We start from the raw sequence: 16,982 nt of genomic DNA on the forward strand, positions 1-16,982 counted from the left end.
TTGAGATGTTTAAACAATAAAACGGCTATAACAGCTTGCTAACAGTCTAACGAGCCCATCACTCCAGTGTCAACGCGGATTCTGTGAAGACAATGGCAGCTAGACTGTAAGCCCGGTACGGACAAGTCGATGGAATGTTACCAACATTCCCTGTCACCCGCTGCTTCGGCAAACTCAATGGTTTAATCGAACGTATCATTGAGGATAACTTTATGGCAAACCCTGTTGTAGCCGGCGTTGACATGGTCAAATTCGTCAAACCCGGTACTCAAGATCCCTACCGCGTGATGGCATCAACAGCCATTAACAACGCCATGGCAATGGCTGGAATCGAGGCCGGGAATGTTGACCAGGCCTACGCCTCCTACGTCAATGGCGACAGTACCGCTGGCCAACACGCCCTGTACGATGCATTTCAAACCGGCATTCCGGTGATCAACGTCAATAATAACTGCGCTTCGGGATCCACTGCGCTGTTTCTGGCTCGGCAGGCCGTCGCCTCCGGAGCTGCCGACTGCGTTCTCGCCTTCGGTTTTGAAGAGATGCAACCGGGCGCACTGGGTTCATCATCAGAAGGTCTTGAGGACCCGATTTCACGTTTTGCTGAAGTGTTGCAAAAACTGGATTACCCCCCCGGCCCCCCTGCACTCCAATGCTTCGGTGCCGCCGGCAGTTACTACATGGACAAGTACGGTGCGAAAGCGGATATTTTTGCGAAGGTGGCCGTAAAGACTCGAAACCATGCCGTACGCAATCCCTACTCTTTGTTTTCAACGCCCTTGAGTGTTGAGGAGGTGGCATCGGCACCCGTCATTTGGGGGAACTACCTGACCCGTTTGATGGCATGCCCGCCCACTTGTGGTGCCGCGGCGGCCATCGTCGTCAGTCAGGCATTCGCCCAACGCCACGGGATAAAGCGGGGCGTGGAAATTATCGGCCAGGCCATGACCACCGACACCCCCACAACCTGGTCGGACCCGATGATGACCGTGGGCTACGACATGACCCGGCGCGCCGCGCAAGCGGCTTACGAACAGGCCGGCGTTGGCCCGGAATCCGTACAAGTGGTGGAACTGCACGACTGCTTTACCCCCAACGAAGTCATCACCTATGAAGCCTTGGGATTGTGTGATGAAGGGGAGGCGACGGCATTGATCGAACGGGGTGACAATACCTATGGCGGCAAATATGTTGTCAATCCATCAGGCGGTTTGATGTCGAAAGGCCATCCCGTCGGAGCCACCGGTCTCGCACAGTGTTTTGAGTTGTTTCATCAGCTTCAGCATAGCGCCGCCGACCGCCAAGTGGACAATGCCAATATCGCCCTGCAGCACAACGTCGGCCTGGGCGGCGCTGCGGTAGTGACCATGTATAAGAACTACAAAATATAAGCGTATAAAAAATCGCGCCTTATTTCTCGATAGAGGAACAAGGCGCGACAAAGGACTTATATTTTTGACGCTACAGGTATCAGAATCTGTAGGTGCCCCGCAGCCCCCAGACGCGGCCTTCATCAGCGTAACCGATGTAGGCGCCCGGTAGTAACGTCGCATCCTGAACGTGGGTTAAGGTTTGTTCATCGGTCACGTTATTGCCGTAGAGCATCACTTCCCACTTTTCATCAACCGAGGTGATTCCCGCGCGAAGATTGAACTTCCAGGTTGCTTCCTGAAGGCCCTTCTCATTGAGGTCATCATCGGCATAGTATTCGTCTTTGAAGTTGGCATCCGCTCCCAGCTTCAATTCCATGATGTCATTCAGGGATCGACTGTAGTCCGCGCTTATCCCGGCACTCCACTCAGGCGCAAATACGCCGGTTTCTCCTGACAGGTCGGTGGTACAGGCTCCGGCCTCCGCACTGGGGTCAGCCAGCACCAACTGCAATTGCTTTTGCGCACTGCATGCGGCTGTCTTGAAGTTATCGTAGGCATAGTCCAAATAGGCAATATTGGCTGCCAAACGCAGATTTTCCGAGGCCGCCCATTCCCAATCCGCCTCAAAACCTTCAATGGTTGTCGCTGCTGCGTTACCTACCGTAAAGTTGGTACCGCTATAGGACGTCACTTGCAAATTGGTGTACTTGGTATGAAAAAGTGCCCAGTTCAAACGCATACTGCGGTTGGCCAGAACAAACTTGCCACCGATCTCAAAGGTTTTAACCTCCTCATCTTCATATTCAAAGTCATCCAGCGGTGTTTCACCGATGCCGTCGCCGTCGGTATCAACAACACCTACGCTGGCGGCACCGTTAAACCCACCGCTTTTGTAGCCCTCCGAATAGCTGAAGTAAAGCATTGCGTCCTCCGCCACATCCCATTCGATATTCAAGGCCGGCGTCAGATTATCTGTTTTTCGGCTAAAGCCGCGGAGGTCGTGCCGCTGTGTACCAAAACCACCCCACATGGCATCCAGGAAAGGTTGAAAGGCGTAATTCTCAGGGTCGGCGTCTCCGGGCTCCAGTCCCAGATTGGAATCTGAGAACCACAATTGCTTGTCGACTTCTTTGCGCTCTTCGGCATAGCGGAGCCCGACAGTTGCCCGCAGAGTATCGCTGATCGACCAGGTCGCCTGCGCAAAAATAGAGGCCGATTGCGTCTCATCTTCACTGCTGCCATGGCGAACAATGGCGTCGACATCGTAAATCCCGCCAGTTAAAGCCCGGAATAAACTCGTATGCCCGATAATCGCGTTGAGAGTCTCGGGCTCGCCAAAGCTGGAGTTAATGACAACAGAGCCGTCGCTGTTGCGGTTTTGCCGCTCAACATAGGCTCCCGCCACCCACTCAATAGGCCCCTCAGTGTTGGAAGTGAGACGAATTTCCTGACTGATCTGGTCGAATTCCTCGTTACCGCCAGTCGGGATAAAATCCAGCGGACCAAAATCCCCGTCCAGCCCACGGGCAAATTCGTAGCCCGAGTAACCCGTGACGGAAGTCAGGGTATAACCGTCGAACAACCATTCGGCGTTGAGGGCGACACCTTTGGTTTCCAGATCCATTCCGGGCTTGTTTAACACCGAGCCGCTGTCTTTGTAGCCGCTAAAATCCTTGCCGGCAATCTCCAGCATCTCCGGGTGGGTGGACTGCAGTACAGCAAAAAGGGCCGGCGCCAGAGCCGATACCGCACCCAGCTCAGCCGGATTGTCCGATACCGGTGCATAATGAGGAAATACGATGGGGTTGCCTACTTTGGTCACGTCGGCCTGCGAGAGTTTCAGGGTTGCCCGAAAGTCGTCGTCAGGTGCCCAAGTCAAGGAAACACGCACACTGCTCTCATCGGATTGAGGTTCTGTCTCACCGAGGAGTTTATTATCCACCCAGCCATCAGTCTCACGGTACTTGAGCGCAACACGAGCCGCCAGTGTATCGCTCAGAGAGGTGTTAAACATGGCGCTATAAACCTGCGTATCCGCCTCCGGTTCGTAGGCCGCACTGACCTCACCATAGGTGTCGTCGCCCGGTTGTGGAGAGGCCGTGGTGATATTGACCACTCCGGCAACGGTATTCTTACCGAACAATACCCCCTGAGGTCCACGCAGGACTTCCACCCGTTCGACATCCATGAATGGAGTGCGGTACTGGTGGCTTCGGCCCATGTAGATGCCATCAATGTACATACCCACCGATTGCTCGAAGGAGGCATTGATGCCCGAGCCGATACCGCGAATATAGATATTGTCATTGATAGGACCGGCGCCAATCTGTAAGCCCGGTACGCGACTCGACAGTGCTTGCATATTGTTAATGCCGGCGTCCGCGATAGTCTCCCCGCTGATTGCTGCCATGGAGATAGGCACATCCTGCAGACTCTTCGCCACCTTTTGAGCGGTGACGATTATCTCCTCAAGCTCCACATGTTCGTTCATCCCTTGGGCCGCACCGAGATTCGCGTGTGCCCCCAGGGTGGGAATCAGTGCTATGGACAGAAGCAACCTGGAATTCTTATTAATTCTCACAAATTCATCCTCTCACAAAACCTGTTTATAGTAGTTTTAGATCAACCAATGCCAGAGCTATAACCTTTAGAAATATATAACCCCTAAGCTGTGAAATGTTGCAGATAAAATGTATGAACTTTTGTCCTTTGGCGGAATGTTATAAACAGTACTTCGACTTAGCCGAAACATTCGAGTGCTGAAGTGACCAAAACTTATCTGTAAATGACGATTTCTTGCCGCCGTCGCTGTGTATAGTCCAAAACCCATATTGTGCCTGCCGGCCTCTTAATTCACAGTGAGGAGTAACCATTATGATTAAAGCCTACGCCGTACAAGAGCGCGGAGCAAAACTGACCGCTTTTGAGTACGACCCCGGTGAGCTGGGTAATAACGAGGTGGAAATCGCTGTAGAACATTGCGGCATTTGCCAAAGTGACATCAGTATGATTGACAACGACTGGGGGTTTTCTCTGTATCCACTGGTTCCTGGCCATGAAGTCATCGGCACTATTGTTGCTGCTGGATCACAAGTCACTCATCTGAGCATTGGACAACGGGTGGGCCTGGGCTGGCAAGCCGGAGCCTGCATGGGTTGCGGCAGCTGCATGTCCGGCGACCACAACCTGTGCCCCTCTCGGCAACAGACCATTCTCGGTGGCCACCACGGAGGATTTGCCGATCGCGTGCGGACACAAAGCGAATTTGCCATCCCGCTGCCATCAACTCTTGACCCGGCAAGCGCCGGGCCGCTGCTCTGTGGTGGCATCACCGTCTTTAATCCCCTGTTGCAACTCAATGTGAAACCAACTGACCGCGTCGGTGTTATTGGTATTGGTGGACTGGGCCATTTGGCTTTGGGGTTTCTAAACGCCTGGGGCTGCGAAGTCACCGCCTTTTCTTCCAGCAGCGACAAAAAAGATGAAGCAATGCGGCTGGGGGCAACCCACTTTGTGGATTCCACAGACTCTGACGCTCTGAGCGCCATCAGCGGCACCCTGGACTTTATCCTGTCCACCGTTAATGTCGCACTTGACTGGAACAGCTATCTTGGTGCGCTTACGCCCAAGGGGCGGTTGCATATGGTAGGCGTCACCGCGGAACCCGTCTCCGTCAGTTCACCCCTACTGATGGCCAAGCAGAATTCGCTGTCTGCCTCCCCTGTAGGCAGTCCAGCAAACATCGCTACGATGCTGGAATTTGCGGCGCGTCACGACATTAAACCACTGGTGGAGAAATATAGCTTCAGTCAGATCAATGAAGCGATTGAACGTATGCGATCGGGCAAGGCAAGGTATCGTATTGTGCTATCTCACGACAATTGATGTAACGAAAGGGGGCGTCGCGCCCCCGGTCTGAAAGTGATTTAGATCTCGTATATAAACTCTAAACCCAGACGTCGGCCCTTTTTCATCGGACTGGCGTAGTGACCGATAACGGGAACAACTCCACCCACTACCGTCCTGTCCATCAGGTTTTTGGCGTAGAAATTGATTCTCCAATCCCCCTCTACCGGACGATAAGACAGCCCCAGATTGGCCTGCTTGTAAGACGGAAACCAGGTTCTGTTGCTGTCGGAATAAGGTGCCTTCGAGCGATAACTGTAATCCGCTCTCGCCGTCAGTGAGCCCGCGTCAGCGATTGCAATTTCATAGCTGATGCCAACAGTTGCCGTTCTCTCCGTCATGTACTTGATCACCAGATCCTCGTCCTCTGGGCCGGCAAAGGTTTCGGCCAGGCCAGTGTCAGCATCTATAGAGCCATCCAGGTTGGCACTCACGTTATCGTATTCACCGTCCAATAACCCTAACCCGGCATTAAGTACGAGATTCTCGTTCACCATGTAGGTCGCATCAAATTCGAATCCGTTGACGGTAGCATCTCCGGCATTGAGGAAGTCCTGCACCGGAAACTCGGTAATAGGATCCTGATACATAGCCTCAATAACAAATCCCTCTATCTGGTTTTGAAACAGCGCGGCGTTCAAGCGCAGACGCCCATCAAGCACGGTGGACTTTAGCCCAATTTCGATGGAATTGGTTTCTTCCACATCCGTCGCCCTGGGAGGACCTGATACCGGTGTACGCATGTTATACATGCCTGATCGGTAGGCTCTGCTCCAATGAGCGTAGAGCTTGGAATCCTCCTTCAACTGCCACTGTAGACCCAGCTTGGGGGCAACATTGCTCCAGGCATCACTGGTAAACGGCCGGTTATTCTCGCAGTATCCCTTTCCTCCCCCAGGGACCACACTGCATCCGGAAGTCGGTGTACGGGGCCAGACTTTGACTTTTTTGTCTTCCCGGGTGTAGCGAATACCAGCGCTTAGCGTTAGAAAATCAGTCAATGCGTAAACATTATTCACAAACAGGCCCTTGGTTTTCTGCTCTTGAAGCCCGCCACCGGCGGTTACGTTGCCAAAGGCGTTCATATCCGCATAGAGACGGAACGTCTGCTGGAAGTAATAGCCTCCTATCGTCAAATCCCACTGTTCATTGGGCGATACATTGTAGCGCAGCTCGTTGCTGACTTGATGCTGAAGGAGATTGCTGGAAGTGATAATGTCGAGACTGCGTGTGTCAGGATCAGCGCGGGACATACTGTCCAGCTCGTGATAACCCAGAATATTGGTAATGCGACCTCCACCGAGATCAAAACCACTTTCAAAGGTAACCTGACTCCACTCGTTGTCACTGAGGCCCGTGTAGTTCTGATCAGAATTGGAAGTATCCCCATGGTTGCGGGCATCCTGTGCTTCAATTTCAGGGCTCACCAGACCATCGCCATCCGTAGTGCCGTGCTCGTAAATCAGCGTAAGATCAACACGGTCATCGGGTGTGTAGACCAATGTCGCACGTTCCACTTGAGTTCGGTTTTCGCCCAGAGCGTCACCGGTAAGATTACTTTTAAAATACCCGCCATCATCCTTGTGATAGACCGAGAGTTTGGCAGCCAATGAATCTTCTACCAGGCTGCCCTGAACGGAAAAGGCCGTGGTGTATTGGCTTTCTTCTCCTCCGACCTCCATCCCTGTTTTGGCTTTAGCGCCAAACTTTCCGTCAGGACGGGCAGAACGGAGCAACACGGCTCCCGCGCTCACATTACGGCCGAAAAGAACACCTTGAGGCCCCTTGTGAACTTCAACGCTTTCCAGATCAAAAGTGTCGGTAACAACTCCGTAAGTGACGCCTTTATAGATACCGTCCACAAAGACGCCCACGCTGGGATCGATTGAGGGGATAGAACTGGCAATACCCTGCCCTCGTATAAAAAAGCTGGCGACGGTGGGATAGGTACCGAAACCGGAAAGGTTGGCATTGGGGTTAGAGAAAGCAAGGTCTTCGATGCTGACAACCTGGCGAGCCTCCAGTTGTGCCGCGTCAAAGGCGCCGACCTGGCCCGCCACGTCCTGGGCTGCCTGAGCAGTACTTTGCTTGGTACCGTAGACCATCACCTCCTGCAGTATAACGGCTTCGGAGGAAGAATCCCCCGGCTGCGAACCCTTATCCACCGCAACGGCCTGCAGGCTCGAAGTAACACCGATGGCGGCACTCACCGCTACGGCAATGGGATTGAAATGAACCTTTGCTATTATGGTTTTCATCATTCTCTCCTTGGCTAGTGCTTAGCCTTCGTTAAAAACTGTTGTGATTTACGGAGCACCCCTCCTGTGCTTTGGCGACGACGTCCTCAACGGAACAATACAGAACGAAAATCAGCGATCCTCCCAGACACATAATGGCCGCCACGATAAACGCCATATTGTAGCCACCTGTCCACTGTACAATCGCACCGGTAAGTGCCACTGAGATAAAACCGGCTACGGAAACAAAGGAAGTCAGGGGGCCGGACAATACGTCGGCGTATTGAGGAGATACTTCGATAATATTGGCGCTAAAGCTGGCAACCGTGAATGCCATAAACGAAAAGATAATGCACATCAGGGCAAACGCCGCATCGATGGACTGAACATAATTTAGTGAAATTATGCCTATGGCTGTGCCCATCTGCCCTAAGCCGAGCATCAGTTTGCGAACAAGGGCTTTACTCAATCCCCGCGCCACCAGCCAGTCCGCCACCCAGGCGTTGGCGTTCATCATCACAAACTTTACGCCCCAGCTGCCGGCGGCATACAAACCCGCGCTGGCGAGGGAAACCTGATAAACATCATTGAAATAGCTTGGCAACCAGGCGACAAAGGTATAGGACGTCCAGCCATAGGTAAAAGCCACGGCAAATACTGCGAGCACGGCGGGTTGAGTTAACATCAGCCTCCAGGGAATAGAGCCGTTGGCGTCTCGACTCTGCCTTTCCTGACTGGAAACCGTGCTCTGCTTCGGCACGAGCTTAAACCAGACGGGAACCCATAGAAGCCCCACAATACCAAATAGATAAAAGACGGATCGCCAGCCGTACTCGGTAATCAGCCAACCCGTTACCGTCAGTGCAAAGAGAGTTCCCAGAGAAGCGCTGGACATTAACAGGGCAATGGTGCGAGATCGCTCCGCGACCGGAGCCCATTGAACCGCAATATTAAAACTCGCAGGAAAAGCCGCACCTTCCCCCAGCCCCATCATCAATCGGGTTGTCAGCAGCACCAACAGTAAGGATGCCGCCGCCAAGGGTGTCACCAGCGTGAACAGCGACCACAACAACACCGATATGCCCAGCACCAGACGCCCCCCAAAGCGATTGGAAAGCACCCCTCCGAACGTCTGCATGACAAAGTAGCCGGCGAAGAAGGCTGAAAGCACGATACCCTTGGTGGCTTCGTCCCAACCAAACTCCTTTTGCATATCAATAATCGCTACCGAGATAATGACACGATCGATGTAGCAGATGCAGATCGCCAGTGCCGCGAGCAGGATCACCGTATAGCGTTTTTGCCATTGGTTTCCGGATTGTCGGCCAGACTCCATCGGAGGCTGCGTCATCGGATTTTTCTCCTCATTGATTCTTCCTCGCTCAACTGTACTCGGAAGGATGCATCCAGGGCCCCGGGACCGACAGGGGATCACAGGTACTGTCTGCAATCCATTTGCACATACGTCGAATAGGCTCAATGGCGTCTTGAGGCCCGGCGCCTGAGGCACGGGTGGCGTAACCCAATGAGGTAATCATTTGACCGCCACACAGAGCCGCGCGCGTCCTTATGCGTGTCTTTAGGCTGTCGGGATAAATACCGACGGTCTGTGTGTAGGCAGAAAAGTTGTCGAGTGCGTCGTCAATGGCATCCACTGGCACAATATTGCCCACCCGGCCACTGAGCAGCGCAGAAAAATCAACCGCCTCGCCTAACTGCGAGACTATCACTGCACCTTTCTCCAGACCTTGCTCATCCGCATAGACCCGATACCAGTCGGCGAGATCGATTACCGAGTTAATCTCTGCCTTTAACGCTGGATCAAACCGCTTGGGTCCGTTGCTGATGGTCGAAGGCAGTTGCTGCAATGCCTCATAGAGATATTTACCAAACTTGTTGGCTCTTTCGATCCCCTCCGCATCGGTGCCCGATTCCAGGTACATCACACGGGCGTTAAGGCAGGCCTCCTGATCGAGACCGCCCATATCAGCGGCTGCCCTGCGGGCGACTTCTCTCATGGTTGACTCGCTCGAAAACACTTCAGACCCAATCAGACTGGTACTGCTTTTGGGGTCGAGAGTTATCAGGTCAATACCGGGTTGCAGGTATTTGGTAATGTGTTTGACCGAGTTGAGCCCGCCCCAGGCCACAATTTTCTCGATAAATTGTGGCTGGTAGATTTTTTCCTCGACTTTTTCGTCCCCGCCCTTCCAATAGGCTGCCGAGAAGTGTTTGGTCAGCGGGTGGTCTGGAGCCATATCGATCATGGTTCTGACAATGGCCAATGCCGTCAGCGGATCGTTTGAGGGCAGTTTGATAATCGTGTCGCTGCGCGTTAGGGCCGAACGCATGACCGTGCTCATTGCCACACCAGGCAAATTGCCCGCGATCACGTGTATTGCACGCGCTCCCAGAGCCCTCAGCGACAGTGTTCGACCGTCGATAAGTTTGTGAGAAACCCAAGACTCCAGATACCGGCTGCCTCCGAGGCGGTTCTCAACGATTTCATCTATAGCCGCCTTATTGAAGACCCGCGTTGCGCCCCGGTAATAAAACTCCATGACAGCATCAGAAAGATTGGAGATGCGCTTGCTTTGCTCGAAAGCTTCTCGCCAGTAAGGATTATGATCCAGATCAAGGCGCTGTCCCAATGCACACAGAAACTCGACAATGTCATCGTAGGAAATATCATACAAGTCCATCAGAGACTGGGAGTTGTCACTGAGCAGTTGTGCGCTGTATTTGCTGACGTCCGGAGTCAACAAGGTACTTTCGCCACTACGGTCGCGATGCTCAATGTCATAATCTTCGATAATTTCCCCGCGTATAATCAGCGGAATCTTTACGTAGGTCGTCATCTTTGTACTCCATCAATAAAGTCGCAATGCATCTATCCCAGCAGCGCCTGTAAAGACGCATCGGTATTATCGACCGTGGCGGCGCAGGTAATCTTGTCGTCTCCGGTCACTTTCGAACTGTAGCGCTCGATTTGCCCCACTGCGTAGGCACCCTTGCGCCCGCAGGGGCAGGGGCTGTCCCACTCAATAGTCACCTCGTCACCTGTTATGAAACCACCCCAGTAGGTCTGGGGCATCAGGTCATAGAAGGCGAAACGACCGGTCCGGCGTCCATTCCTCGGCAGACATTCACCGCTGTTAGGATCAAGCAGAAAAGGAATATGTAAGGGTTGAATGTGATAATGGCCGAATTCACACATTGGCATAGTCCCGGTAATTTCGGTCATCGCGTACGAGGAAGCCCACTGGTTGATACCGGTAAAGGCACTCACTCTTTGTTTCCAGTCGTCCGGCAAGATAATGTCTTTGCCGCCACCACCGGCTGAACCAAAACTATCGGCGGAGAATATATTGGACATTCCCAGCTCTTCCGCCTTCAGCGTTGCTTTAAACAGATAGCTGGCCTGGGAAATAACAAAAACACGCTCACCTTGCAGTTCACGGGCCATACTTTCAAAAAACGCCGACATTTCTTCGGGCCTGCGTTCCAATTCTTCAAAATAGGCGCGCATCTTGGCTCGCATGGCGTCACTCAGGTGCAGGTTACTCAGCTCTCCCTTGGCCTGAGCAACGCGTATGCGACCGGCGAGGGAAGCCAGATCCGCGCTCAGCGAACCGCTGGACTGGGTATAAAGCTGATCCGGACTCGGCGCCACCTGTTCGGCCAACATGCCAATGAGTGTCTGGGCGATGTAGCGTCCGTGACGAACCGAGGGATAAATAACCGGCACTCGAACACCGTCTCCACCCAGTTTAAAACCCGGCTGCTCGCCAAAGCCTTCATAGTTTTTGGTGTAGGCTTTGAAGTAGAGATCACGCTCAAGGGTTGTTCTCGGGATAAACGACAGCTTTCCGGAAGTCCCTGTCGTATGGTTCGGACGTAATGCTGTGTGGCTTTCCAATGTATCTAACCACTCATCAATGCCTCCGCAGTGAGCCACGGAGATACCGGACAGGTCCACACTGGTAAGGTCATCAAACCAGCGGGTCAGAAGATCGAATCGATTTTTCTCCAGAAGTGAAAGCGGATACGACTTATACTCCGTATGATCGAATAGCAGTGGTACTACATCGGTCAGTGTATGAATCGAAGCTATTTTGGCCCGGTCAGCCTTCGACTTCAGCCGTTTCAGTCCTGGTGCCAGACTGTCAAAGCGAGTCTTGAGCGCTTGCAATTGAAAAGCTTCAATCTCCCCTCGCTCCATTCCGAAAAGTTCGTCCCAACTCTTATGGATATATGCGCTGATTGCGTCCTCTACCACGTTATTTTCCTCCCCGACTTCGAGTCTGAAATATTCGAACAAGGCGGGTTGAATGACAACGTCATCTGCTGTCAATCAGTCGTCATCTCGTGATAAGCAGTCATTAATGAGGAAAACGCTTATGGATTGGTGGTGCGTCTGTACTCACTCGGTGTTAATCCAGTCCAGCGTTTGAATGAGCGAGAGAAGTTGCTGTAGTCCGAGTAGCCAACCTGATAGGCGACTTCCTTGATGGACAACCTGTTTTGCTGGATATATCGTTTGGACAACTCCGCACGCGTATCGTCGAACACTTTCTGGAAACTGGTATTATTCTGCTTTAATCGAATATAGAGCATTCGAACACTGACACCGAGTTTGCCGGCGACAAGCTCAATTCTGATATCTTCTGACGGTAACAAATGCAGAATCTGTGCTCGGACCAATGCCACTACATCCGAACGGTCAACCTCAATCACCAGATCAGCGAGTATAGACTCCATTTTTGTCAGAAATTGAGCGTCCCCGCCAGGGAGTTCCTCGTCCAGCACGCTGCGATCGAAATATAGCGCGCTTTCCGGTGTATCAAACTGCGGTTTAACGCCAAACACTGCCAGGTACCTGTCTTTGTGTTCTCTCGGCTCCGGTCTGCTCACATCTACCCGCACCGGGTACAGATCCGGACGATACACCTGCTGCATATCGGTCAATAGCGCAGCGGCCCACCAGTCTGTTAACACTGGCTGATGGCTGACGCCGGGTTGGAGTTTTAACATCACCTTTGCCTGGTCACCTGTCTCCGTCAACTCCGAATGCCAGAAGGTGGACACCAGACTCGCGTACTTTCTTCGTAAGCAAAAATATTCTCTGAGATTGCGGCTGGCATACAGTGCCGAGCTCAGGGGCCCGTAACGTAGTGGATGTGTGCATTGGGCAATATAGAGCCCCAAAGTTGGATCGGACAACGTATTAGAAATGATATCAATGAGGCGGGTAATGGACTTTTGCGGAATGTGCTGATGGTCCGATTGGATAGTCCTGAGATCGAGACCCACTTGTGAAAACAGATGATCGGCGTCCAGGCCGACGCCGGTGATAGCCCTGGCGAGCGATAAAGTAACCCTGCCCAAGGTGGCTTTTTTGCTGTCATCTGTTTTCATCACATGTGTGCTATCGCCCAAGGTATCTGGGCTCGCGCTTTTCTGCGAACGCACGAGGCCCCATTGGTTAGTTCAGTAGTCCAGTTGAACAAGGGACTCACTGATCTTTTCCTTTAGATAGTCCAGGCTTTTCCCCGCTGAAAACAGGGAGGTGGAATCCCGTACATAGCGCTGTATATCGTACTCCATGGTATAGCCATAACCGCCCAGGATCTGAAGACCGTCCATGGCCGACTTAACGGCGACCTCTGCCCCAAGGCAGCGGGCCATATTGATCGCGTCAGAACAGCTTTTGCCCTGTTCCCTTAACCAGGCCGCCCGATAGACCATCAGGCGAGCCGCCTCTGTTTTTGCGGCAACATCAGACAGCATATGGCCAATCGCGGGATAGCGCGCAATCACTTGCCCGAACTGCACACGCTGCCTGGCATAGTCCAATGCGTATTCAAAAGCCCCCTGAGCCATGCCGACCGCACTGGCTGCGTACGCCAATTGTACCGTGTCGCTGATTGAGGCCAGCTGTTGTCGCCCTTTACCTGACTGGGCTTCGCCCCCCAAAATATCGGCCGCAGAAACTTCAACGTCGTTAAAACTGATGTCACAAGTATTGGCGCCCCATTGCCCCATTGTGTCGACACGACTGACCTCGACGCCTTCTGCCTTTGCATCGACACAGAAGAGCGTGACTTCATCATCGACTTTTGCCCCGTCGGTACGAGCCAGAACGATCAGCAGTTCCGCCTGATCCGCCAGAGAGACATAAGCCTTCTCCCCCCGAATGACGAACTGGTCACCTCGCTGCTTTGCTGTGGTCTCTGTAAACTCAACGTCCGCATCTTCCGGCTCGGCAAATGCCAGCGATGTCATCAGGGACTGCGCAGCAATCTTTTCCAGATAACGCTCTTTTTGAGATTCGCTGCCCAACTCGCTGATGACGGCACCACCAAAAAACGTTGGACCTATATAGCAGTTGGCTAATACCGGGTACGCTGAGGCCAGCTCTTCTACCACAATACAGGCGGCCAGAGTGTTTACACCTGCTCCTGCGAAACGTTCGGGAATCATCATGCCACTGAATCCCAATGTTCCCAGCTTATTGAAAAGCTCTTGGGGAAATTGCCCTTGCTCCTCCAGCTGGCCAACCACCTCCCGGGTACATTCTTTAGAGACCCAGTCCTTGACGGCATCCCGGATCATGGTATTTTCGAGGTTTAAATCAAAATCCATCGAAGCACTCCTCATACTGATTAATCTGTGTCAGAGCCCGCTATAACCCCAGCTGTTTGGCGATGACATTCTTTTGGATCTGAGAGGTGCCGCCGCCAATGGTGAGCAGGGAAATATCACGGAACAGGTGCTGCACACTGGACGCCATGGTGTAGCCGTCGGCGCCCATCACCTCCAATCCCATCAGCGATACTTTCTTGCCGGTTTCTGCGCAAAAGTACTTGCACATCGCGGTTTCCTTGATGCAGTTCACACCGTTCACCATCATTGACGCTGTGTTGTAGGCCAGCTGTCGGGCGGCTTCCAGCAGGGTCGCCATTTCTGCGATTTTGTGCTCCAGTTCCTGGAGACGAATGCTACTGCCCACCCGTTGTTTGCGTTTTCGTATGTGAACAACACATTCGTTTACAACAGTGTCCATAATACCGATGGTTGTGGCTGACAGACCCAATCGTTCACCATTGAGCAGGCGCATCATCTGCGGCCAGGCGGTGTTCACACACTCAGGTCCTCCAAGAATGTTGTCCCTGGATACTCGCACATTTTCATAATAAACCTCACAGGTATCCGAGCCTTTACTGCCCAGCTTTTTCAGCGGTGTGGCGCGGTAACCCGGCGAGCGGGTGTCAACCAAGAATGAGGTAATGCCCCCATAGCGATCCGATGCGGTTCGCGTATGGGTGATGGAGATATCGGCCACACTGGCACCCGAGGTAAAGATCTTGGCGCCGTTCAGCACGTAATCATTGCCGTCGGGAACAGCCGACATTCGAATATTACCGGCATCGGAACCCGAATCGGGTTCGGTCAGTCCGAAACAGAATTTCAACTCTCCTTTCGCCAGGCGTGGCAGATACTCGTCACGCTGCGCATCGTTGCCATTCACGATCAGAATATTGCTGCCATACAATTGCACATTGCCGGCGGCAAAGGTCAGCACCGGGAGCGCCTTGGCGATTTCTTCTGAGAAAATCATCATGTCGATGATATTGCCTTCATCGCCACCGTATTTTTTCGGAATGTTGATTTTCCAGAAGCCCTGCTCGCCCAGCTTCTTCATCAATTCGTGGGGGTATTCATCGCGACGGTCAACTTCTTGCGCGACCTCACGGGGAATTTCCCGGGCAACAAACGCCGCGGTTTTCTCTCGTAACTCTTGCTGCGATGGAGTGAAACGATAGCTCATAGCACCTTCCCTCAAACGTGGCAGCTAAAGAGGTCTGAATTTTGGCAGGGTAATGTCGTCGTTGATTTTTTCAAACACAACACTGACCGGCATACCAATCTTGATGTCTTCCAGCTCGCAGTCCACAAGATTACTGGCGATGCGGACGCCTTCCACACCATCCAGTTCGATCATCACCGTCGCATAGGGGTAGGTAAATCCCCGGGCCGGGAATTCGCCCACGGACGTGTTTCTGCAAATAATGTAGCTGTAAACCGTGCCCTTGCCCTCTACAGGATGCCATTCCATCGCCGTGGAATTACATTTCGCGCACATAGGCTGTGGCGGATGACAATAGGTTTCGCAGCAACTGCAACGCTGTATACGCAGCTCGTGATTTTTGCATCCATCCCAGTGCCCCTTGGTCATTTCGTTAACTTTTGGAATAGGCTTTTTGTATTCGCTCATGGTTTACTTCCTCAAAATCAATGCCGCTGTCGGCGCGGGAACCCCACCGGTGACCAATACCGTCTCCGCATCCTGCACTTGTGCTGTCGACGTCCCCCTTACCTGCCTGACGCCCTCGACGATGTGGTTAAAGCCGTGGATATAAGCCTCACTGAGGTGACCCCCATGAGTGTTCACCGGTAGCTCGCCGCCCAATTCGATGCGGCCGTTTTCCACGAAGGCTCCTCCCTCTCCCTTCTTACAGAAGCCGTAATCCTCCAATTGTGTCAGCAGGGTGTAGGTGTAGCAGTCGTAAATTTGCGCCACATCGATGTCCTGCGGCGTCATGTCAGCCATTTCAAACAAACGCGGGGCGACATAGGCCGACTGAGTCTCCGGAAAGTCGAACTTGAATGGCAGTTGCTCCCACCACAGTGTCGTCTTGGGAATACCCAATACCTGAGCACATGCCCGAATATACGCAGGGGTTTGTTTCAGATCTCTCGCCCGCTCGGCAGAGGTGACAATCACCGCCGCAGCGCCATCACAGGGGGAAATGGCTGAATCGAGCTCTCGCAATGGCTCCGTCGTAAAGGGTGAGTCGTAGTAATCCTCAAGGGTCAGGGGATCTCTTCTTATCGCATTGGGATTCATCGCGGCGTGCTTTCTGGCCGCCACCGCGATTGCCCCCAATTGGGCATTGGTGGTACCGTATTCATGCATGTGCCTTTGGGTCATCATCGAAAACACATCCATCATGGCCGTCCAGCCAAAGGGGCGAAGAAAATCACCTGACCCCGACGCCCTGGCCCACAGCGTGGTCGAGTTATGGACCGCTCCCTGCATAAAGTCATAGGGAGTAAAAGAACGGTAGACAACCACGCAGTTGGCCATACCGCTGGCAACCGCCATCACCGCCTGGGTTACGGCAGAGCAGCCAGAGCCACCACCAAAAAAGGTTTCGCCCCAATAGGTGACGTTGGGCAGCCCCAGATTGGCGGCAATCATTTCCACGGAGGAGGATGAATCGACGCTGTATTTCAGGATTCCATCAATGTCTTTGACATTGATGCCCGCATCTTCAACCGCGTTGGTAATCGCTTCCAGCGCCAGAGAAAAGGAATCCCTTCCGGAGTTGACCAGGTACTCCGTCTGTCCTATCCCTGCAATAGCGCATTTATCTCTCATTTGCTTCATTGTGTACTCCCC

General features: G+C 53.0%; 12 protein-coding genes. 2 read left to right on the forward strand and 10 right to left on the reverse strand.

Annotation, left to right across the window (positions count from 1 at the left end; translation table 11 throughout):
- The first annotated feature begins 212 nt into the window (after positions 1–212).
- Positions 213–1,391, forward strand: coding sequence for a lipid-transfer protein (locus tag HBA55_RS18985; protein ID WP_166994687.1), 1,179 nt, complete (start codon positions 213–215; stop codon positions 1,389–1,391).
- A gap of 79 nt (positions 1,392–1,470) precedes the next feature.
- Here the strand turns inward: HBA55_RS18985 and HBA55_RS18990 are convergent, their stop codons facing one another.
- A complete protein-coding gene (locus HBA55_RS18990) occupies positions 1,471–3,954 on the reverse strand; it encodes a TonB-dependent receptor domain-containing protein (RefSeq protein ID WP_166994689.1) in 2,484 nt (827 codons plus the stop codon).
- A 293-nt stretch (positions 3,955–4,247) separates the two neighbouring features.
- Here HBA55_RS18990 and ahr point away from each other — a divergent pair, with 293 nt between their 5' ends.
- Complete coding sequence (gene ahr, locus HBA55_RS18995) at positions 4,248–5,258, forward strand: NADPH-dependent aldehyde reductase Ahr (RefSeq protein WP_166994691.1); 1,011 nt, start codon at positions 4,248–4,250, stop codon at positions 5,256–5,258.
- A 41-nt stretch (positions 5,259–5,299) separates the two neighbouring features.
- On the opposite strand, the gene HBA55_RS19000 is transcribed toward ahr, so the two are convergent.
- The 9 genes from HBA55_RS19000 to HBA55_RS19040 form a co-directional block, all read right to left on the reverse strand.
- Positions 5,300–7,537, reverse strand: coding sequence for a TonB-dependent receptor (locus tag HBA55_RS19000; protein WP_166994693.1), 2,238 nt, complete (start codon positions 7,535–7,537; stop codon positions 5,300–5,302).
- 31 nt (positions 7,538–7,568) lie between these two features.
- A complete protein-coding gene (locus tag HBA55_RS19005) occupies positions 7,569–8,867 on the reverse strand; it encodes an MFS transporter (RefSeq protein WP_166994695.1) in 1,299 nt (432 codons plus the stop codon).
- Positions 8,868–8,898: 31 nt separating this feature from the next.
- Positions 8,899–10,374 carry an acyl-CoA reductase gene (locus HBA55_RS19010; RefSeq protein ID WP_166994697.1) on the reverse strand — a complete coding sequence of 492 codons (1,476 nt, stop codon included), beginning with the start codon at positions 10,372–10,374 and terminating at the stop codon, positions 8,899–8,901.
- Between the two features lie 32 nt (positions 10,375–10,406).
- Positions 10,407–11,795: a hypothetical protein gene (locus HBA55_RS19015; RefSeq protein WP_166994699.1), complete on the reverse strand. Its 1,389-nt coding sequence runs from the start codon at positions 11,793–11,795 to the stop codon at positions 10,407–10,409.
- 119 nt (positions 11,796–11,914) lie between these two features.
- The gene (locus HBA55_RS19020) at positions 11,915–12,934 is read right to left on the reverse strand and encodes an AraC family transcriptional regulator (protein ID WP_166994701.1); all 1,020 of its coding nucleotides are present in this window, start codon (positions 12,932–12,934) and stop codon (positions 11,915–11,917) included.
- Positions 12,935–13,006: 72 nt separating this feature from the next.
- Positions 13,007–14,161, reverse strand: coding sequence for an acyl-CoA dehydrogenase family protein (locus HBA55_RS19025; RefSeq protein WP_166994703.1), 1,155 nt, complete (start codon positions 14,159–14,161; stop codon positions 13,007–13,009).
- A gap of 40 nt (positions 14,162–14,201) precedes the next feature.
- On the reverse strand, positions 14,202–15,347 hold the full coding sequence (locus HBA55_RS19030; RefSeq protein ID WP_166994705.1) for an acyl-CoA dehydrogenase family protein: 1,146 nt from the start codon (positions 15,345–15,347) through the stop codon (positions 14,202–14,204).
- 24 nt (positions 15,348–15,371) lie between these two features.
- On the reverse strand, positions 15,372–15,794 hold the full coding sequence (locus HBA55_RS19035; RefSeq protein ID WP_166994707.1) for a Zn-ribbon domain-containing OB-fold protein: 423 nt from the start codon (positions 15,792–15,794) through the stop codon (positions 15,372–15,374).
- Between the two features lie 3 nt (positions 15,795–15,797).
- On the reverse strand, positions 15,798–16,970 hold the full coding sequence (locus HBA55_RS19040) for a thiolase C-terminal domain-containing protein (RefSeq protein WP_166994709.1): 1,173 nt from the start codon (positions 16,968–16,970) through the stop codon (positions 15,798–15,800).
- Positions 16,971–16,982: the final 12 nt, after the last annotated feature.

The sequence above is a fragment of the Pseudomaricurvus alkylphenolicus genome (genome assembly GCF_011683955.1).
GTDB classification, from domain to species: Bacteria; Pseudomonadota; Gammaproteobacteria; order Pseudomonadales; family Cellvibrionaceae; genus Pseudomaricurvus; species Pseudomaricurvus alkylphenolicus.